The sequence below is a fragment of the Amycolatopsis pithecellobii genome (genome assembly GCF_009707865.1).
Classification (GTDB): domain Bacteria; phylum Actinomycetota; class Actinomycetes; order Mycobacteriales; family Pseudonocardiaceae; genus Amycolatopsis_E; species Amycolatopsis_E pithecellobii.
Genome location: NZ_WMBA01000056.1, coordinates 19,791 through 36,628 on the forward strand (window position 1 = coordinate 19,791; position 16,838 = coordinate 36,628).

12 protein-coding genes and 1 pseudogene are annotated in these 16,838 nt (G+C 68.1%); 11 read left to right on the forward strand and 2 right to left on the reverse strand.

What is annotated here, in order from left to right:
• Window positions 1-27: 27 nt before the first annotated feature.
• From GKO32_RS28615 to GKO32_RS28645, 7 genes and pseudogenes are all read left to right on the forward strand, one after another.
• A complete protein-coding gene (locus tag GKO32_RS28615) occupies window positions 28-489 on the forward strand; it encodes a DUF3180 domain-containing protein (protein ID WP_154760020.1) in 462 nt (153 codons plus the stop codon).
• A 69-nt stretch (window positions 490-558) separates the two neighbouring features.
• Window positions 559-2,178, forward strand: coding sequence for a DUF6779 domain-containing protein (locus tag GKO32_RS28620; protein WP_154760021.1), 1,620 nt, complete (start codon window positions 559-561; stop codon window positions 2,176-2,178).
• Between the two features lie 39 nt (window positions 2,179-2,217).
• Window positions 2,218-3,348 carry a PrsW family intramembrane metalloprotease gene (locus GKO32_RS28625; protein ID WP_312868686.1) on the forward strand — a complete coding sequence of 377 codons (1,131 nt, stop codon included), beginning with the start codon at window positions 2,218-2,220 and terminating at the stop codon, window positions 3,346-3,348.
• A 138-nt stretch (window positions 3,349-3,486) separates the two neighbouring features.
• Window positions 3,487-4,389, forward strand: a pseudogene (locus GKO32_RS28630) (Rossmann-like and DUF2520 domain-containing protein); the annotation flags it as partial.
• Complete coding sequence (panC, locus tag GKO32_RS28635) at window positions 4,386-5,264, forward strand: pantoate--beta-alanine ligase (protein WP_312868688.1); 879 nt, start codon at window positions 4,386-4,388, stop codon at window positions 5,262-5,264. The pseudogene GKO32_RS28630 and the gene panC, both read left to right, overlap by 4 nt.
• A gap of 30 nt (window positions 5,265-5,294) precedes the next feature.
• Window positions 5,295-5,789: an aspartate 1-decarboxylase gene (panD, locus tag GKO32_RS28640; RefSeq protein ID WP_154760023.1), complete on the forward strand. Its 495-nt coding sequence runs from the start codon at window positions 5,295-5,297 to the stop codon at window positions 5,787-5,789.
• Complete coding sequence (locus GKO32_RS28645) at window positions 5,790-6,557, forward strand: type III pantothenate kinase (RefSeq protein ID WP_312868689.1); 768 nt, start codon at window positions 5,790-5,792, stop codon at window positions 6,555-6,557. It begins immediately after the preceding gene.
• 241 nt (window positions 6,558-6,798) lie between these two features.
• On the opposite strand, the gene GKO32_RS28650 is transcribed toward GKO32_RS28645, so the two are convergent.
• Window positions 6,799-7,560 (reverse strand): class I SAM-dependent methyltransferase, encoded by a 762-nt coding sequence (locus GKO32_RS28650; RefSeq protein WP_312868690.1) that lies wholly within the window; start codon window positions 7,558-7,560, stop codon window positions 6,799-6,801.
• A gap of 122 nt (window positions 7,561-7,682) precedes the next feature.
• Between GKO32_RS28650 and lysS the strand changes: the two genes are divergently transcribed.
• Window positions 7,683-9,194, forward strand: a complete 1,512-nt coding sequence (gene lysS, locus GKO32_RS28655; RefSeq protein ID WP_154760024.1) for a lysine--tRNA ligase — start codon at window positions 7,683-7,685, stop codon at window positions 9,192-9,194.
• Between the two features lie 147 nt (window positions 9,195-9,341).
• Window positions 9,342-9,689: a histone-like nucleoid-structuring protein Lsr2 gene (locus GKO32_RS28660; protein ID WP_154760025.1), complete on the forward strand. Its 348-nt coding sequence runs from the start codon at window positions 9,342-9,344 to the stop codon at window positions 9,687-9,689.
• Window positions 9,690-9,960: 271 nt separating this feature from the next.
• Here the strand turns inward: GKO32_RS28660 and GKO32_RS28665 are convergent, their stop codons facing one another.
• On the reverse strand, window positions 9,961-10,704 hold the full coding sequence (locus GKO32_RS28665) for a (2Fe-2S)-binding protein (RefSeq protein ID WP_312868700.1): 744 nt from the start codon (window positions 10,702-10,704) through the stop codon (window positions 9,961-9,963).
• 375 nt (window positions 10,705-11,079) lie between these two features.
• Between GKO32_RS28665 and GKO32_RS28670 the strand changes: the two genes are divergently transcribed.
• Window positions 11,080-13,626, forward strand: coding sequence for an ATP-dependent Clp protease ATP-binding subunit (locus GKO32_RS28670; protein ID WP_154760027.1), 2,547 nt, complete (start codon window positions 11,080-11,082; stop codon window positions 13,624-13,626).
• Window positions 13,627-13,701: 75 nt separating this feature from the next.
• Window positions 13,702-16,833 carry an AfsR/SARP family transcriptional regulator gene (locus GKO32_RS28675; protein ID WP_312868691.1) on the forward strand — a complete coding sequence of 1,044 codons (3,132 nt, stop codon included), beginning with the start codon at window positions 13,702-13,704 and terminating at the stop codon, window positions 16,831-16,833.
• Window positions 16,834-16,838: the final 5 nt, after the last annotated feature.

A 16,838-nucleotide genomic window follows, 5' to 3' on the forward strand; every position in this document is an offset into this window, starting at 1 on the left:
CAAGCTTCGCACGGTACCGTTGGCGACATGCACTTCACGCGGCCCCGCGAGCTCCTGGTGGCCGGGCTGGTCGGCGTCGTGCTGGCCTACCTCGCGTTCAAGTTCGCCTACGGTTCCCTACCGCGGCTGCCGCGATATGCCGGCATCACGCTCGTTGTACTCGCCGTCGTCGAAACCGTGCTGGCGTTTTCGATCCGCGCGCGAATTCGCAGCGGGCGGCTGGTCGGCGCGATCGGCGTCGCCAGGGCGGTCGCGCTCGCGAAGGCATCCTCCTTGCTGGGCGCGTTGATGCTCGGGGCTTGGCTGGGCGCGCTGATCGCGTTGTACCCCAACGCTGATGAGGTCACCGCCGCAGCGAGCGATGTGCGGAGCGCGATCATCGGTGCGATCAGCGCGGCCGTGTTGATCGCGGCCGCGCTGTGGCTGGAGCACTGTTGTCGCACACCCGAACAACGTGATCAGGATCCCGAACATCGCTCGACCGGTTAACGCGGAGAACCTACCGTTCGAAGTACCGGCTAGATCTCAGACAGATAACTTGAGGGTACGGTGTTCGGCATGACTGGCGTGGGTGACGACTCGCGCGGCCGCCTCCTGGGCAGGCCGTGGTTCGTTGTCGGATTGGCCCTCGCCGTGGCGGCGACCCTGGCGCTGGTGCTCGCGGACGACGTCCGGTTTCTCCGGCTGGGCATTCTCGCCGCGCTGTGGGCGGCTCTCGTCGGCGGCTATCTTGCGGTCCGGTACCGCAAACAGGCTGCCAGCACGGAAGAAACGGTCGCGCAGGCGCAGGAGATCTACGAGCTCGAGCTGGAGCGGGAGATCGCCGCCCGGCGTGAGTACGAGCTGGAGGTCGAGAACGACGTCCGCGCGAAGGCGCACGCCGACTCGCGCGCCGAGCTGGACGCGTTGCGCGCCGAGGTTTCCGCGCTGCGGGACAACCTCCAGTCGCTGTTCGGCGGCGGTGAGGTGTTGCTGGAACGGTTCGCGCTGACGGCCCAGGCGACGCGGATGCGTGCGCTGCGCGAGGAGCAACGGGTCGTCGAGGCCGGTACCGGCGGGCACAACCTGCCGCAGCTCACGGCGGCCGCCGAGCGGCAACCGGACGGGCAGACGGAGCTGGTCGATCGCGTCCGGGAAAAACCGCAGGCGCGGCCGGCCGGGCGCCCGGCCGCGCCGGAGCCTCGCCGTCCGGAACGTTCCCTTGATCTCCCGCCTCGCCGGGTGGCGAAGACCGAGCCGGTGCGGGCGGGCCGCGACAGCCACGCGGCGGCCAGCGTGTCGAAGGCCGCGGCTGAGGCCCGTGCCCAGCAGACGGCGGTGAACCATCCGGCTGTGGCGAAGCAGGAACCGGCGCCGCGGTTCACCGGTGACGCGACCCGGCCGGGTTTCAGCCCTTCGGACCGGCGCCGTCGCCCACCGGAGCCGGCTGACCCGCCGACCCAGTTGTCGAAGCCCGTCGACGCGGATTGGACCGCTTCGTGGGACTCGCCGCTGGTCAAGGACGAGCCCGCAACACCGGCGCCGAACGGGAAGGATCGTCCGCCCCGGCGGGCCGAGCGGTCGCGCCCGCGGATGGTTCCCGCGCCGCCGCCGGAAAAGCCGAAGCCACGGTTCGAAGGCTCGCGGCCGCGGATGGAACCGGTGAAACCGCGCTTCGAGGCATCCCGGCCGAAGCTGGAACCGGTGTCGCCGGAGGCTTCCCGCCCGCGGATGGCCCCTGTGTCGCCCGAGGCATCGCGACCTCGTCTGCAGCCTGTGCCGCCGCCCGTCGAACCCGCTCCACCGCAGCAGCGCCCGGAGCCCGTGGAGCCCAAGCTCGTGGAACCCAAGGAAGAACTGCCGCCGCCGGTGAACCCGACGTTGCCGGAAGCGGCCCGCCGGGTCGCCCAGGAAGGGCGCGTCGGTGGCCGCCGTCGTCGGGCCGAGGAGGAGTCCCCGGCCGAGCAGTCCGGGGGTGGCCGGCGCCGCCGTCCCGACGGTGAGCCGCCGGCTTGGGAAGCTTCTTCGGGTGCGCAGCCGTCGGGCAGCCACGCCAGGCCCGATGCCGGTGGCCGGCGTGCCGCACCGGAATCCGACGAGAGCGGCTCTCATTCGGCCGGCCGGTCGGTCAGTGACCTGCTCGCCGCGCACGGCACCACCGACGCGATCCCGCGCCGCCGCCGTCGCGCCGAGGACTAGCTTCGGCCGCTCTGCGGAGTCACCGTAAAGTTCCGGGCTGTGACGGCACCTCGCAGGATCACCGTTCTGCTGCCCGTGCTCGGCCTCATCGTGGTCGCGGCGTGCGGGCTGACCCTGCTCGGGCTCGCCACGGTGCGGGTCGGTCCGCTGGGCGTCGTGATCGGTGTCGCCGCGGCGCTCATCCCGGTCGCCATCGTGGTCGCGGCAGTGCTGTGGATCGACCGCTGGGAACCGGAACCGGCGAAGATGCTGATGACCGCGTTCGCGTGGGGCGCCTGTATCGCGGCGATCACGGCGTTGCTGATCAACAGCACCGCGGAGAGTGTCGGGGATCTGTTGCTGGGTATGGGAAATGGCAGCAGGGTCAGTGCGCTGGTCTCCGCGCCGCTCGTCGAGGAAGCGGCCAAGGGCACGTTCGTGTTGCTGGTCTGGTGGCGCCGGCGCGAGGAGTTCGACGGGGTCATCGACGGCATTGTCTACGCGGGGCTCACCGCCGCCGGTTTCGCGTTCACCGAGAACATCTACTACTTCGGCCGCGCGTTCGCCGACTACGGGTTCGGCACCGGCACGAGTTCCGGCGTGCTCGCGGCGTTCGTGTTGCGCGGGGTGCTCTCCCCGTTCACCCACCCGCTGTTCACCGCGCTCACCGGGGTCGGATTCGGCTACGCGGCGCGGACGAGCAACCGTGCGCTGCGGATTTTGGCTCCACTGGGCGGTTATCTCGCCGCGGTGTGCCTGCACGCGTTGTGGAACGGGGCGGCCACGCTCGGCGGTGCGAAGACGTTCCTCAACGTCTACTTCCTGATCATGGTGCCGATGTTCATCGTGGTCGTACTGCTGGTGATCCTGCAGCGGCGCCGCGAGCAACGCATCGTCGAAGCGGCGTTGCCCGGCATGGTCAAGGCACGCTGGATCGCCGCTTCGGAGGTGGACCTGCTGTCGAGCCTCAACGGGCGCCGCGAATGGCGACGGCAGGCGCGGCGTCAGTCCGGCAGAGGGGCCGCAAGGGCCGTCGCGGTGTACCAGAACAGCGTGACCGAACTCGCATTTCTCGCTCGCCACAACGGCAGTCCCGCCACCAGTGAGAAGGAGGCGGAACTGCTCCGCACGCTGCGGACATCGCGAGCGGAGGCGGTCAAGCTGGCGGGGGAAAATCGCGCGGAACTGTGACCCGGTACGGGTGAAGCTGGTCACCAGCACCGGAACAGGTGCCCAGGACCGAGCTACTCTCGCGCCGTCGTCCGGTACCCGCGACCGAAGAGCGGGACTGGAACGAAACGAGGAGCTTGTTGCCATGAGCGTCCACCGGGGCACGCCATGACCCGGCCGGCAAGGCTGGCCGTCGGCATCGTATCCGCAGGCCGGGTGGGTAGCGTGCTGGGTGCCGCACTCGCCAGGGCGGGGCACACGGTCGTTGCGGCATCGGGGATTTCCGCCGCTTCGCACGAGCGGGCCGAGCGGCTGCTGCCCGGTGTTCCGTTGCTGCCGCCGGACGAGGTAGTGGCCGCCGCCGATCTGGTCCTGCTCGCCGTTCCTGACGACGCGCTGGCGGATCTGGTCACCGGGCTTGCCGCCACGGGCAGCTGGCGGCCGGGCCAGATCGTGATGCACACCTCCGGCGCGCACGGGATCGACGTGCTGTGGCCCGCCGCCGAGGCCGGTGCGCTGGTGCTCGCGCTGCATCCGGTGATGACGTTCACCGGGGGCGAGGAGGACCTGCAGCGGATGGCGGCGTGCAGTGTCGGCGTCACGGCCGCGACCGGTGACGAGATCGCCTGGAACGTCGGCGAGGCACTGACCGTCGAGATGGGCGGCGAGGCCATCCGGGTCCCCGAAGAAGCACGCCCGCTGTACCACGCCGCGCTGGCCCATGGTTCGAACCACCTCGTCACCTTGGTGGCGGACTGCGTGGACCTGCTGGCAGGCGCCGGTGTTGCGGCCGGCGAGCGGGTACTCGGCCCGTTGCTTTCCGCCGCGCTTGACAACGCCTTGCGCCACGGCGACCGCGCGCTGACCGGTCCGGTCGCGCGCGGCGACACCGGCACTGTCCGGAAGCATCTCGATGTGCTGGCCGCCGAAGCACCGGAAGTCCGGCCCTGCTACACAACCCTCGCCCGGCGCACCGCCGCGCGCGCCACGGCGGCCGGCCTGCTCAGCCAGGACGCCGCCGCCGACATCACCGAACTCCTCGAAGGACCGGAAAAGCCGTGACCACCCCGAAGTTCACCCGTGGCCAGCTCAACACATTCCAGACCCCCGACGACATGCACCGGGTCACCGCCGCGCTGCACGCGGTCGGCCGAAAGGTGGCGCTCGTGCCGACGATGGGCGCGCTGCACGCCGGGCATCGCGAGCTGGTGCGGCGTGCCAAGCGGCTGCCCAACACCGTCGTGGGCGCGTCGATTTTCGTGAACCCCTTGCAGTTCGGGGAAGGCGAGGACTTCGAGGCGTACCCGCGCCCGCTCGACCGCGACCTGGAAGTGCTCGCGGAGAGCGGGGTCGAGCTCGCCTTCGTCCCGAAGGCCGACGACCTTTACGCCGAAGGCCATGCGGTCACGGTGCATCCGGGGCCGCTCGGTGACGAGCTGGAAGGCGCGGCACGGCCGGGACATTTCGCGGGCGTGCTGACCGTGGTGGCGAAGCTGTTGAACATCGTGGCGCCGGACTACGCGTTCTTCGGCGAGAAGGACTACCAGCAGCTGGTGCTGATCAAGCGCATGGTGCGGGACCTCAACCTGCCGACGAGGGTGATCGGCGTGCCGACCGTGCGCGAGCACGACGGGCTCGCGCTGTCCTCGCGCAATGTCTATCTGAGCGAAGAACAGCGGGCCGACGCGGTGCTGCTGTCCGCGGCGCTGTCCGCGGGTGCGCATGTCGGCCGGGAGGGGGCCGAGAAGGTGCTGTCCATGGCGAGGCAGACGCTGGCTGCCCGGCCGCAGGTCGCCGTGGACTATCTCGAACTACGCGGAACCGACCTCGGTCCCGCGCCCGTCGATGGAGAAGCACGGCTGCTGATCGCGGCCAAGATCGGCCGGACCCGGTTGATCGACAACGTGCCGGTCCTGCTGGGTGCCGCCGCGGACTGAACGGCGCCCAGCGCGAAGAGAGGAACTGCCATGTACCGCACGATGCTCAAGTCGAAGATTCACCGGGCGACCGTCACCCAGGCCGATCTGCACTACGTCGGGTCGGTCACGATCGACGAAACCCTGATGCGCGCGGCGGACCTGCTGCCGGGGGAACAGGTGTCCATTGTGGACATCACGAACGGGGCCCGGCTGGAGACCTACGTGATCGCGGGCGAGCCGGGCAGCGGCGTGATCGGCATCAACGGAGCCGCCGCGCACCTGGTGCACCCCGGCGACCTGGTCATACTGATGGCCTACGCGCAGCTGGACGAGGCCGAAGCCGCGTCGTTCCAGCCGCGCATCGTGTTCGTGGACAGGGAGAACCGCATCACGCACAACGGTTCCGACCCGGCGTTTGCGCCCGAAGGTTCCGGGTTGATCAGCGGGAGCGTGACGGCCCAGCGGGATCGCGAAAGCGCTTACCCGACCGCGGAAACCGTCGATGCCGCCAGGCTCGACGCCCTGCTGCACACGGAGAGCTAGGTGTTGCTGACGATCGACGTCGGTAACACGAACATCGTGCTCGGGTTGTACGAAGGCGCCGAGCTGATCGGTGACTGGCGGATGCGGACCGACGCGCAGATGACCGCCGACGAGCTTTCCCTCACCGTGCGGGGATTGCTGGGTACGTATGCCGACGCGGTCACGGGGATCAGCGCGCTGTCCACCGTGCCCGCCGTACTGCGGGAATTGCGCGTGATGCTCGACCGGTACTACGCGCGGGTGCCGAAAGTCGTTGTGGAGCCCGGAGTTCGGACCGGTGTGCCGCTGCTGGTCGACAACCCGCGGGAGGTCGGCGCCGACCGGCTGGTCAACACGCTCGCCGCGCACCACCTGCACAAGACGGCGTGTGTGGTCGTGGACTTCGGGACCTCGACCAACGTCGATGCGATCTCGGCCAAGGGCGAGTTCCTCGGCGGAGCCTTCGCGCCGGGGATCGAGATCTCGGTGGACGCGCTGGCGTCGCGGGCCGCGGCGCTGCGCAAGGTCGAGCTGGTGCCGCCGCGGTCGGTGATCGGCAAGAACACCGTGGAATGCCTGCAATCCGGCATCCTCTACGGCTTCGCCGGGCAGGTGGACGGCCTGGTGCGGCGGATCGTCAAGGAGCTGTCCGGGGACGGTCCGGTCGCCGTCCTCGCCACCGGCGGCCTTGCCCCGCTGGTCATCAACGAATCCGACACGATCACCGACCATGTGCCCGATCTGACCCTGCTGGGCCTGCGCCTGGTCTTCGAGCGCCAATACCGCTGACCGCGAGTCGCACGTTCCGGTCGCGCGAGTTGCGCGTTCTGGTGGCGCGAGTTGCGCGTTCTGGTGGCGCGAGTTGCGCGTTCCGGTCGCCCGAAACGCGCGACTCGGGCGCTTGGAACGCGCAACTCGCGCGCATGCAACGCGCGACTCGGGCGCTTGGAACGCGCAACTCGCGCGCATGCAACGCGCAACTCGCGCGCATCCAAAGTGCGACTCGGGCGCATGCAACGTGCGACTCGCGCTATTTGCGGACGGCGCGCAGGACCGTCGTGACGATCGGCAGGTCGAACTCGCCGTGGGCGGTTTCCGGGGTGTTCGCGAGGAACGTGCGCAGCCGCGCGAGCGCGGCCTCCCGCTCGCCTGCCGGCGCGGTCAGCAGGTGCGAATGCGTGGCGATCGTGTCCACGAGGGTCTGCGCGGTGCGCCGCTGGGTATGCGGGAACGGGCCGCGTTCGAACGGTTCGAAATCGGGATGGCTGGGCAGATCCGCGCGCTGCCACAGGAACTTCCGGGTCACGCCTGTGCTGGTCAGCGCACCCAGCTCGGCCGCCCACGGTACCGACACGTCGTCGTGGTTCCACAACGCGACCACAGTGCCGCCAGGGCGCGTGACCCTGGCGATTTCGGTGAGCGCCTTGTCCAGCTCGAACCAGTGAAAAGCCTGGCCGGCAAGCACGGAGTCGACGGCACCGTCGCCGAGGGGGATGTGCTCGGCTGTCCCGTCGAGCACGGGCACCGCCGGATGGTGGCGCGTGAACTCGGCTCGCATCGCCGGATCGGGCTCGACCGCGGTCACCCGCAAGCCGAGCGCGACCAGCCCCTCGGTCAGTTTTCCGGTGCCGGCAGCGAGATCCAGTACTTCGCCGGCCCCACCGGGCAGTCCCCAGCGAAGTGCGGGCAACGGGTAGTCAGGCCGGTGCTCGGCGTACGCGTGCGCCCGCGCGCCGAACGACCGCGCACGCCGGGCAAGCAGTTCCTGATCTGCTGACGTGGGATCGGTCACGTGATCGATAGTATTCGCGAATAGGACTTCCCGTAGTTGCCAAGGCGGTCGAGGCTGCCGCTTTCGGTCGGCTTGGTAAGCCGGTTGGCCTAGCGCGAACGCGAGTTCGTACCCTATGCGTCATGACCGATCCCGCCGCCTCCGCGCGCTCGCTGCCTGACGAAGACCTGCCGGAACAGATGCGGGTTCGCCGGGCCAAGCGCGACCGGATCATTTCCGAGGGCGGCGAGCCGTATCCGGTGGAAGTACCGCGTACTCACTCGCTGGCCGGGATCCGCGCGAAGTATCCGGATCTGCCGGTGGATGCGCAGACCGGCGAGATTGTGGGTGTGACCGGGCGTGTGCTGTTCATCCGCAACACGGGAAAACTCTGTTTCGCCACTCTGCGCGAAGGCGACGGCACCGAACTGCAGGCAATGATCAGCCTTGCCGGTGTCGGGGCGGACAGCCTGGCCGCCTGGAAATCCGACGTCGATCTCGGCGACCACGTTTTCGTGCATGGTGAGGTCATCACGTCGAAGCGCGGTGAGCTTTCGGTCATGGCCGACGGCTGGCAGATCACCGCGAAAGCGCTGCGCCCGCTTCCCGTCGTGCACAAGGAACTGGCCGAGGAAACGCGGATCAGGCAGCGATATGTCGACCTGATCCTGCGTTCGAAGGCGCGTGATGTGGTCCGCACCCGGGCCGCGGTCAACCGTTCGCTGCGCAATTCCTTTGAACGTCGCGGGTTCGTCGAGGTGGAAACGCCGATGCTGCAGACGCTGCACGGCGGCGCGGCCGCGCGCCCATTCACCACCCACTCGAACGCCTTCGACATCGACCTGTATATGCGTATCGCGCCGGAGTTGTACCTCAAGCGCTGCGTGGTCGGCGGGATCGAGAAGGTCTTCGAGATCAACCGCAACTTCCGCAACGAGGGCAGCGACTCTTCGCATTCGCCCGAATTCGCCATGCTGGAGTTCTACGAGGCGTACGCCACCTACGACACCAACGCCGTGATGACCCGCGAGCTGATCCAGGAGGCGGCGCAGTCGGTATTCGGCGGTCTGGAAGTGACACTCGCCGACGGAACGCCCTATGACCTCTCGGGCGAATGGACGACGCTCACGATGTACGGGTCGTTGTCCGAAGCGCTCGGGGAAGAGGTCACGCCGGACACTTCGGCCGAAAAGTTGCGTTCCTTCGCCCAAGCCCGCGGGATTGAGCTGGATCCCGCGCTGGGTCACGGGAAGCTTGTCGAAGAACTGTGGGAACATCTTGTCGGGGATCATCTGCACGCTCCCACATTCGTTCGTGATTTCCCGATCGAGACTTCACCGTTGACGCGACAGCACCGCAGCGAACCCGGAGTGGCCGAGAAGTGGGACCTCTACGTGCGCGGTTTCGAGCTCGCGACGGGTTACTCGGAGCTGGTCGATCCGGTGATCGAGCGGGAAAGGTTGACGGCACAGTCCCGTTTGGCCGCAGCAGGGGATAGTGAAGCGATGCGTCTGGACGAAGATTTCCTGCGTGCGCTGGAGTACGGAATGCCGCCCTCGGGTGGTGTGGGAATGGGGATCGACCGGTTGCTGATGGCGCTCACCGGGCTCGGTATCCGCGAGACGATCCTGTTCCCGCTGGTGCGTCCCGAATAACTGACCGGCCGGCTCGAACACGCGCAATGGAAAGTCTAGTTTGCGCTGTGCCCTGATTACCTGTATTAATGTCGTAGTCAATGGCTTCTGACCGGGGCTCTCGGTCTACCCAGACATTTGAGGCTAGTTCAAAACAGGAGGAAACTGATGGCACAGAAGGTGCTGGTCTCTCTCGTGGACGACCTTGACGGTACCGAGGCGGACGAGACCGTCGAGTTCGGTTTGGATGGGATCAACTACCAGATCGACCTCTCCAGCGAAAATGCCGAAGAACTGCGGGACGCACTCGCGCAGTATGTCGAGCACGCGCGCCGCTCCGGTGGCCGTAAGCGCGCCGGTGGCCGTCCGTCCACCAAGCCCGCCGCCAGCTCCGCTTCGGTTGATCGCGAACAGAACCAGGCGATTCGCGCATGGGCGCGGAAGAACGGCTTCCAGGTTTCCGACCGTGGGCGTATCCCGTCCGAGGTCGTCGAGGCCTACCACAAGAAGAACTGACGCGTCTGGGTAAGTACCGCGCGAACAGGGCCGCTGGGATTCGTTCCCGGCGGCCCTGTTCGGATCTGGGGATCGTTGAACTACGTTCTGTTATTCCGGTGGACCGAACGCGTATTGCAAGTTGCACACCGGGGTATCGATCAGCGGTTTTCGGGTATCGGGCCGGACGTCTGATCCATTCGGTCAAACCATTGTTCCGCTACCGGAACTTTTCGCGATACGAAATCCACGGGGTGGCCTCCGGAATCGGATCTTGTGGTGGTGTCGAACGTCACCGGAGGCGGCGGATGCGCGGACATTCGGCGCATTCGGCCTCATCGGGCAGAAGATATGAGAAGCAGCAGCTGTCCCGTGGCCGGGTCCAGCCCTGATCTCCGTCCAGCCGCAACGCGGAAGCGGAAGTAAGAGGTGCGTAGCGGGCGTCGAGTACCAGCGCGGCATCGGCGACTCCGGCGCCTTCGTCTCCGCCTTGCCTACCGGCCCACCACAACGAGTTCTCCAGCGCGTCGGTCGCGGCCGCCCAGAGCATGCGGCGGCCGAGTCCGCTGACGGCGCTATAGGCGCGGACGAATCTGGCCGCGTGCGCGACATAACGGCTCCGCAAGGCCGCCGCGAGTGCCCGCTCGCCGGCCACGACCGTCGCTTCCGGGCGGCCCGCCGCCGGATCGTCGGGCAGGCAGTGGAAATCGCTACCCAGTACGGCGATTCCCGCCGGGTGCGGCCGGCCGTCACCGAGCCGGAAGGCGAGTTCGTCCGGGCGCAGCAGCGGTACCCGTCGCTCGTGATGCCACAGCAATGCCGCGGCGTATGCCGGCACGTGCAGGTACCACGACATTACGTAACCGGCGGTGGTCCGGGCGGGTGCTTCGCCGAACTGCTCGCGCAACCATCCGGCGAGCCGTTCGCGCCACTGCGCAAAGCGGGCCGGGTCGGCCAGTAGGTCCGCGCACCGGAGCCAGTCTTCGCCGGTGGGCAGGTCGGCACGGAACTCCACCCGCCGCTGCCGTGGCGCGATCTTGGTGACCGACGCGGCGAGTCCGGCGACGGCCGCGTGCCCCCGCACCGTGTCGATGACGACCTCCCACTGCTCCACTCGGGTGTTAGGTACGCCTAACCTTATCGATGGTCGGCCGGCGCGCCACCTGGGTGTGTTCGCGGTCAGCGGACAAACATGCCCCGTGGAATCCTCACGGCAGGGCGCACGTTGACTCGTGTGTCAGCTACCAGCAAGAACACGCGAGCCGGCAGAGGTTGCCGGGCTGGCTTCTGTGACCTAATCCGCCCTAGTGGTAGTCCGGCGTGCGACGTTGGCTACTACAGTGGACTCACGGTGCTGAATCCATCGCGATGATGGAGACTCACCGCCGGCGCAGCAGTCGAGGGAGTGGGAATGTTCGAGAGGTTCACCGACCGCGCGAGGCGGGTGGTCGTCCTGGCTCAGGAAGAAGCCAGGATGCTCAACCACAACTACATCGGCACCGAGCACATCCTCCTGGGTTTGATCCACGAGGGTGAGGGTGTCGCCGCCAAGGCGCTCGAATCGTTGGGCATCGCGCTGGAGGGCGTCCGCCAGCAGGTCGAGGAGATCATCGGCCAGGGCCAGCAGGCTCCGAGCGGGCACATCCCCTTCACCCCGCGGGCCAAGAAGGTACTCGAGCTGTCGCTGCGCGAGGCGCTGCAGCTCGGGCACAACTACATCGGCACGGAGCACATCCTGCTCGGGCTGATCCGCGAGGGCGAGGGCGTGGCCGCGCAGGTGCTCGTCAAGCTCGGCGCGGATCTCAACCGCGTGCGCCAGCAGGTGCTGCAGCTGCTGTCCGGCTACCAGGGCAAGGAGCCGGCCGAGGCCGGTGCCGGCCGTGGCGAGGGCACGCCGTCCTCGTCGCTGGTGCTCGACCAGTTCGGTCGCAACCTGACGGTCTCCGCCCGCGAGGGCAAGCTCGACCCGGTCATCGGGCGCAGCAAGGAGATCGAGCGGGTCATGCAGGTGCTTTCGCGCCGCACCAAGAACAACCCCGTGCTGATCGGCGAGCCCGGCGTCGGCAAGACCGCGGTCGTCGAGGGCCTTGCCCAGAACATCGTCAAGGGCGAGGTCCCGGAGACGTTGAAGGACAAGCAGCTCTACACGCTTGACCTCGGTTCGCTGGTCGCCGGTTCGCGCTACCGCGGTGACTTCGAAGAGCGGCTCAAGAAGGTGCTCAAGGAGATCAAGACCCGGGGCGACATCATCCTGTTCATCGACGAGCTGCACACGCTCGTCGGCGCGGGTGCCGCCGAGGGTGCGATCGACGCGGCGTCGATCCTCAAGCCGATGCTCGCCCGCGGTGAGCTGCAGACCATCGGCGCCACCACGCTCGAGGAGTACCGCAAGTACATCGAGAAGGACGCCGCGCTGGAGCGTCGTTTCCAGCCGATCCAGGTCGGCGAGCCCTCGCTCGAGCACACCATCGAAATCCTCAAGGGCCTGCGGGACCGCTACGAGGCGCACCACCGGGTGTCGATCACCGACTCCGCGCTGGTCGCCGCGGCCACGCTGGCCGACCGCTACATCAACGACCGGTTCCTGCCGGACAAGGCGATCGACCTGATCGACGAGGCCGGTGCCCGCATGCGTATCCGTCGCATGACGGCTCCGCCGGACCTGCGCGAGTTTGACGAGAAGATCGCCGCCGTCCGCCGGGACAAGGAGTCCGCGATCGACGCGCAGGACTTCGAGCGTGCCGCGCGCCTGCGGGACGAGGAGAAGACCCTGCTGGGTCAGAAGTCCGAGCGGGAGAAGCAGTGGAAGGACGGTGACCTGGACGTCGTCGCGGAGGTCGACGACGAGCAGATCGCCGAAGTCCTGGCCAACTGGACCGGTATCCCGGTGTTCAAGCTCACCGAGGAGGAGACCACGCGTCTGCTCCGCATGGAGGACGAGCTGCACAAGCGGATCATCGGCCAGGAGGACGCCGTCAAGGCGGTCTCGCAGGCCATCCGCCGCACCCGCGCCGGCCTCAAGGACCCGAAGCGCCCGTCCGGTTCGTTCATCTTCGCCGGCCCGTCCGGTGTCGGTAAGACCGAGCTGTCCAAGGCGCTGGCGGCGTTCCTGTTCGGCGAGGACGACGCGCTCATCCAGATCGACATGGGCGAGTTCCACGACCGCTACACCGCCTCGCGGCTCTTCGGTGCCCCTCCCGGGTACGTGGGTTACGAGGAGGGTGGCCAGCTCACCGAAAAGGTCCGGCGGAAGCCGTTCTCGGTGGTGCTGTTCGACGAAATCGAGAAGGCGCACCAGGAGATCTACAACACCTTGCTGCAGGTGCTGGAGGACGGTCGCCTCACCGACGGTCAGGGCCGCACGGTCGACTTCAAGAACACGGTGCTGATCTTCACCTCGAACCTGGGCACGCAGGACATCTCCAAGTCCGTGAGCCTCGGCTTCTCTTCCGGTAGCGACCAGGCGAACCGCTACGACAAGATGAAGCAAAAGGTCAACGAGGAGATGAAGAAGCACTTCCGGCCGGAGTTCCTCAACCGTATCGACGACATCATCGTCTTCCACCAGCTCACGCAGGAGCAGATCATCGAGATGGTGGACCTGATGGCGACGCGGGTGGAGACCCAGCTCAAGGCCAAGGACATGGCTCTCGAGCTCACCGACAAGGCGAAGGCGCTGCTCGCCAAGCGCGGCTTCGACCCGGTGCTCGGTGCCCGTCCGCTGCGCCGGACCATCCAGCGGGAGATCGAGGACCAGCTGTCCGAGAAGATCCTGTTCGGCGAGGTGCAGCCGGGCCAGATCGTCATCGTCGATGTCGAGGGCTGGAGCGGGAACCCCGAGGACAAGGACGACAAGGCGCACTTCACCTTCCGCGGCGAGGCCAAGCCGCTCGAGGTGCCGGACGCCCCGCCCGTGTCCATCGGCGCCGCGAACGACCGCCACGAGACGGAAGACTGAGTTTCACCAGAAGCGAAGCGCCCCTGCTTTGTGCGGGGGCGCTTCGTTGTTTCTGAAATCTGGGAAGCTTGTTTGGTGCGGGTATGCGTGCTCGGTCCCGTGGGTGCACGGGCGGACGATGGCACGCCGATTGATATCGGCGGTGCCCGGTTGCGCATGCTTCTCGCTCGGCTCGCGCTCGACGCGAATCGGGCGGTCACGGCCGAATCCCTGATTGACGGGCTCTGGGGCACTGATCCGCCGTCGGACGCCGCGAACGCCTTGCAGTCGCTGGTTTCCCGCTTGCGTCGCGCGCTGGGTGACGGGGCCCGGCTCGCGTCGGCGAGTGGCGGCTACCTGTTGAAAGTCGAGGAAGTCGACGCGCACCAGTTCGAGGAATTGGCCGCGCGCGGCAGGCAGGCCCTCGCCGCGGGGCGGCATGCCGAAGCCGCGGCGGTGCTCGGTGACGCCCTTGCGCTTTGGCGCGGCGAGGCTCTTTCCGATGTCCTCGACGCCCCGTTCGCGCAGCCGCCCGCCGCGCGTCTCGCCGAGCTACGGCTCGCGGCGATGGAGGACCGCTTCACAGCCGAGCTCGAACTCGGCCGCCACACGGACGTCCTCGCTGATCTCGAAACCTCGGGGGCGGAAAACCCGTTGCGTGAAAGGCTTGCCGCGCTACGCATCCGCGCGCTCTACGCCGCCGGGCGCCAGACCGACGCACTCGCCGTGTACGAGCACGTCCGCGCCACGCTCGCCGACGAGCTCGGCGTCGATCCCTCGGCGGAACTGCAGCAGGCCCAGCTCGCCGTCCTGCGTGGCGAGCAAGCCAAGCCCCGTCCCGATCACCTGCCGGTCCGGCTCACCAGTTTCGTCGGCCGCGAGCGGGAAATGGACCTGCTGGCCCGCTCACTCGAGGTGGCACGACTGGTCACCCTCGCCGGACCCGGCGGCGCCGGCAAGACCAGGCTGGCGACCGAAGCCGCCGTCCGGCATCCATGCCACGAGCTGGGGCGCGTGTGGTTCGTCGCGCTCGCCTCCGTCCGCGATGCCGGCGACGTGACCGGCGCGGTCCTTGCCACGCTCGGCTCGCTCGACATGCGCCTCAACAGTCCGGCCCTGTCGCAGCCTGCTGACGCGCTCGACCGGATCACCGAACTCATCGGCAGCAGCGAAGGCCTGCTGGTGCTCGACAACTGCGAGCACTTGGTGGAGGCCGCCGCCGAGCTCGCCCACGAACTGCTCACCAGGTTGCCGAATCTGAGCATCCTCGCCACCAGTCGCGAGGCGCTCGCGATCACGGGCGAGCTGCTGTGCCCGCTCGGCCCGCTCGATGCCCCGGAAGCGATGCGGTTGTTCGCCGAGCGGGCGGCGGCGGTGCGTCCCGGCTTCGTGCTCGATGAGGTCACCTCCGAACCGGTCCGCGAGATCTGCCGCCGGCTGGACGGAATGCCGCTCGCTCTGGAGCTTGCCGCGGCTCGCCTGCGGTCCATGAGCGCGGAGCAGATCGTGCAGCGGCTCGACGACCGGTTCCGGTTGCTCACCTCCGGCAGCCGGGTCGCGCTGCCGCGTCAGCGCACCCTGCGCGCGGTCGTCGAGTGGAGCTGGGACCTGCTGGAGAAACCGGAACGGGTGCTGGCGAGGCGCCTGTCGGTTTTTCCCGGTGGGGCAACGGTTTCCTCGATCGAGGAGATCTGCGCGGACGATCTGCTGCCGGCCGAGGATGTGCTGTACGTACTGGGTTCGCTCACCGATAAGTCCATTGTGGACATGGTCGGTACGCGCTACCGGATGCTGGAAACCATCCGGGTCTATGGGGAGGAACGGCTCGACGAGGCAGGCGAACGTGAGCTGATCACCGGCCGGTTCGCCGAACATTACCTGCGGGTGGCCGAAGAAAACGACCCGTTACTGCGCACGGGCGAGCAATTACCGGCGATCGCGATCTTCGAGGCCGAGCACGACAACATGGTCACCGCGCTGCGCCGGGCGGTGAAAGCGGAAGACGCGCTGCTGTCCGCCCGGCTCGTCACGGCGCTGACGTGGTACTGGGTGATCCGCGGATACCAGGACCAGCCGCTGGAGTTCTACCGCGACGTGCTGCGGTTCCCGGGCCGGATCCCGGAAGGTCTCTACGCGGCGTTTTCCGTGCTGTACGCGCTTTTCCAGGCCGCGCCGGTCACCGGACCGATGTCGAACCTGCGTGAACTGATCGACGACTGCGTGCGCACCAACGCGACGGAGCTTTACGCGCCGCTGGCGCTGGCCCTGCCCATGGTCGCTTTTCTCGCCGGTGACCCGGAGCTGGCCGACGTCCAGGTGCGCCGCGCGCTGGCCGGTGACGACGTGTGGATACGTTCCTGCGCGCACTGGGTGCAGGGCTTCATTCTTGACGGTGCGGGCGATCTCGACGGCAGCGAAAGGGCGCGCGACGCGGCGCTGGCGGGGTTCCGGCAGGTCGGCGACAGGTGGGGAATGGCGATGACCCTCGCGATGCGGGCCAACGCGGTTTCCCTGCGCGGCCGGTACGACGAGGCCATCGCCGGTCACCTGCAGGGACTGGAACTGGCACGTGAGTTGCGTTCGGCCGACGACACGGTGCAGCAGCTGACGAGCCTCGCGGCGGAGCGGATGCGCGCGGGGGACTGGACCGGTGCGTGGCGGGACATGGACGAGGCACTGGCCGTCGCGGAACGCAGCGGGCGGCTGGAGTACCGCGCCATCGCCCGGTTCACGTTGATCGATCTCGCCCGCCGTGCCGGACATTTCGAGCAGGCGCATCGGGAGCTGGACTGGCTGATCTCGGTGGCGGACCGGTTGCCGTTCCCGATGACGATGGCCGACGAGTGGGTCGCGCTGTTCCGTTCGGCGCTCGCGGTCTCCGAGGGCGAACCGGCTGTGGCTCGCGAGTGCCTGCGGACGGCGATCCAGTCGTCGACCGCCAGGCGGGACATGCCCGACGTCGCGAGTGCCGCACAGGTCGCGGCCCTGCTGCTGGGCGCCGAGGGCGACCACGAGCGGGCGGCGTGGCTGCTCGGGGTCAGCAAGGCGCTCCGCGGTGCCTTCGACGAAGGCGACCCGGAACTCGCCACGCTCATCGCGGAGATCAAAGAACGAATCGGCGACGCCGAATTTGAAAGCGCTTACCGATCTGGCGCGGAACTCGCCAAGGATGCGGCGACCGCCGGTCTGCGGGCCGAATTCGGGTTACCCGAACAGCCGGCCTCCTGAGCGAA

What these genes read in the sequence shown, in the direction of transcription:
- GKO32_RS28615 (WP_154760020.1), top strand. Translation starts at nt 28, where the DNA reads ATGCACTTCACGCGGCCCCGCGAGCTCCTGGTGGCCGGGCTGGTCGGC.
- GKO32_RS28620 (WP_154760021.1), top strand. Translation starts at nt 559, where the DNA reads ATGACTGGCGTGGGTGACGACTCGCGCGGCCGCCTCCTGGGCAGGCCG.
- panD (WP_154760023.1), top strand. Translation starts at nt 5,295, where the DNA reads ATGTACCGCACGATGCTCAAGTCGAAGATTCACCGGGCGACCGTCACC.
- lysS (WP_154760024.1), top strand. Translation starts at nt 7,683, where the DNA reads ATGACCGATCCCGCCGCCTCCGCGCGCTCGCTGCCTGACGAAGACCTG.
- GKO32_RS28660 (WP_154760025.1), top strand. Translation starts at nt 9,342, where the DNA reads ATGGCACAGAAGGTGCTGGTCTCTCTCGTGGACGACCTTGACGGTACC.
- GKO32_RS28670 (WP_154760027.1), top strand. Translation starts at nt 11,080, where the DNA reads ATGTTCGAGAGGTTCACCGACCGCGCGAGGCGGGTGGTCGTCCTGGCT.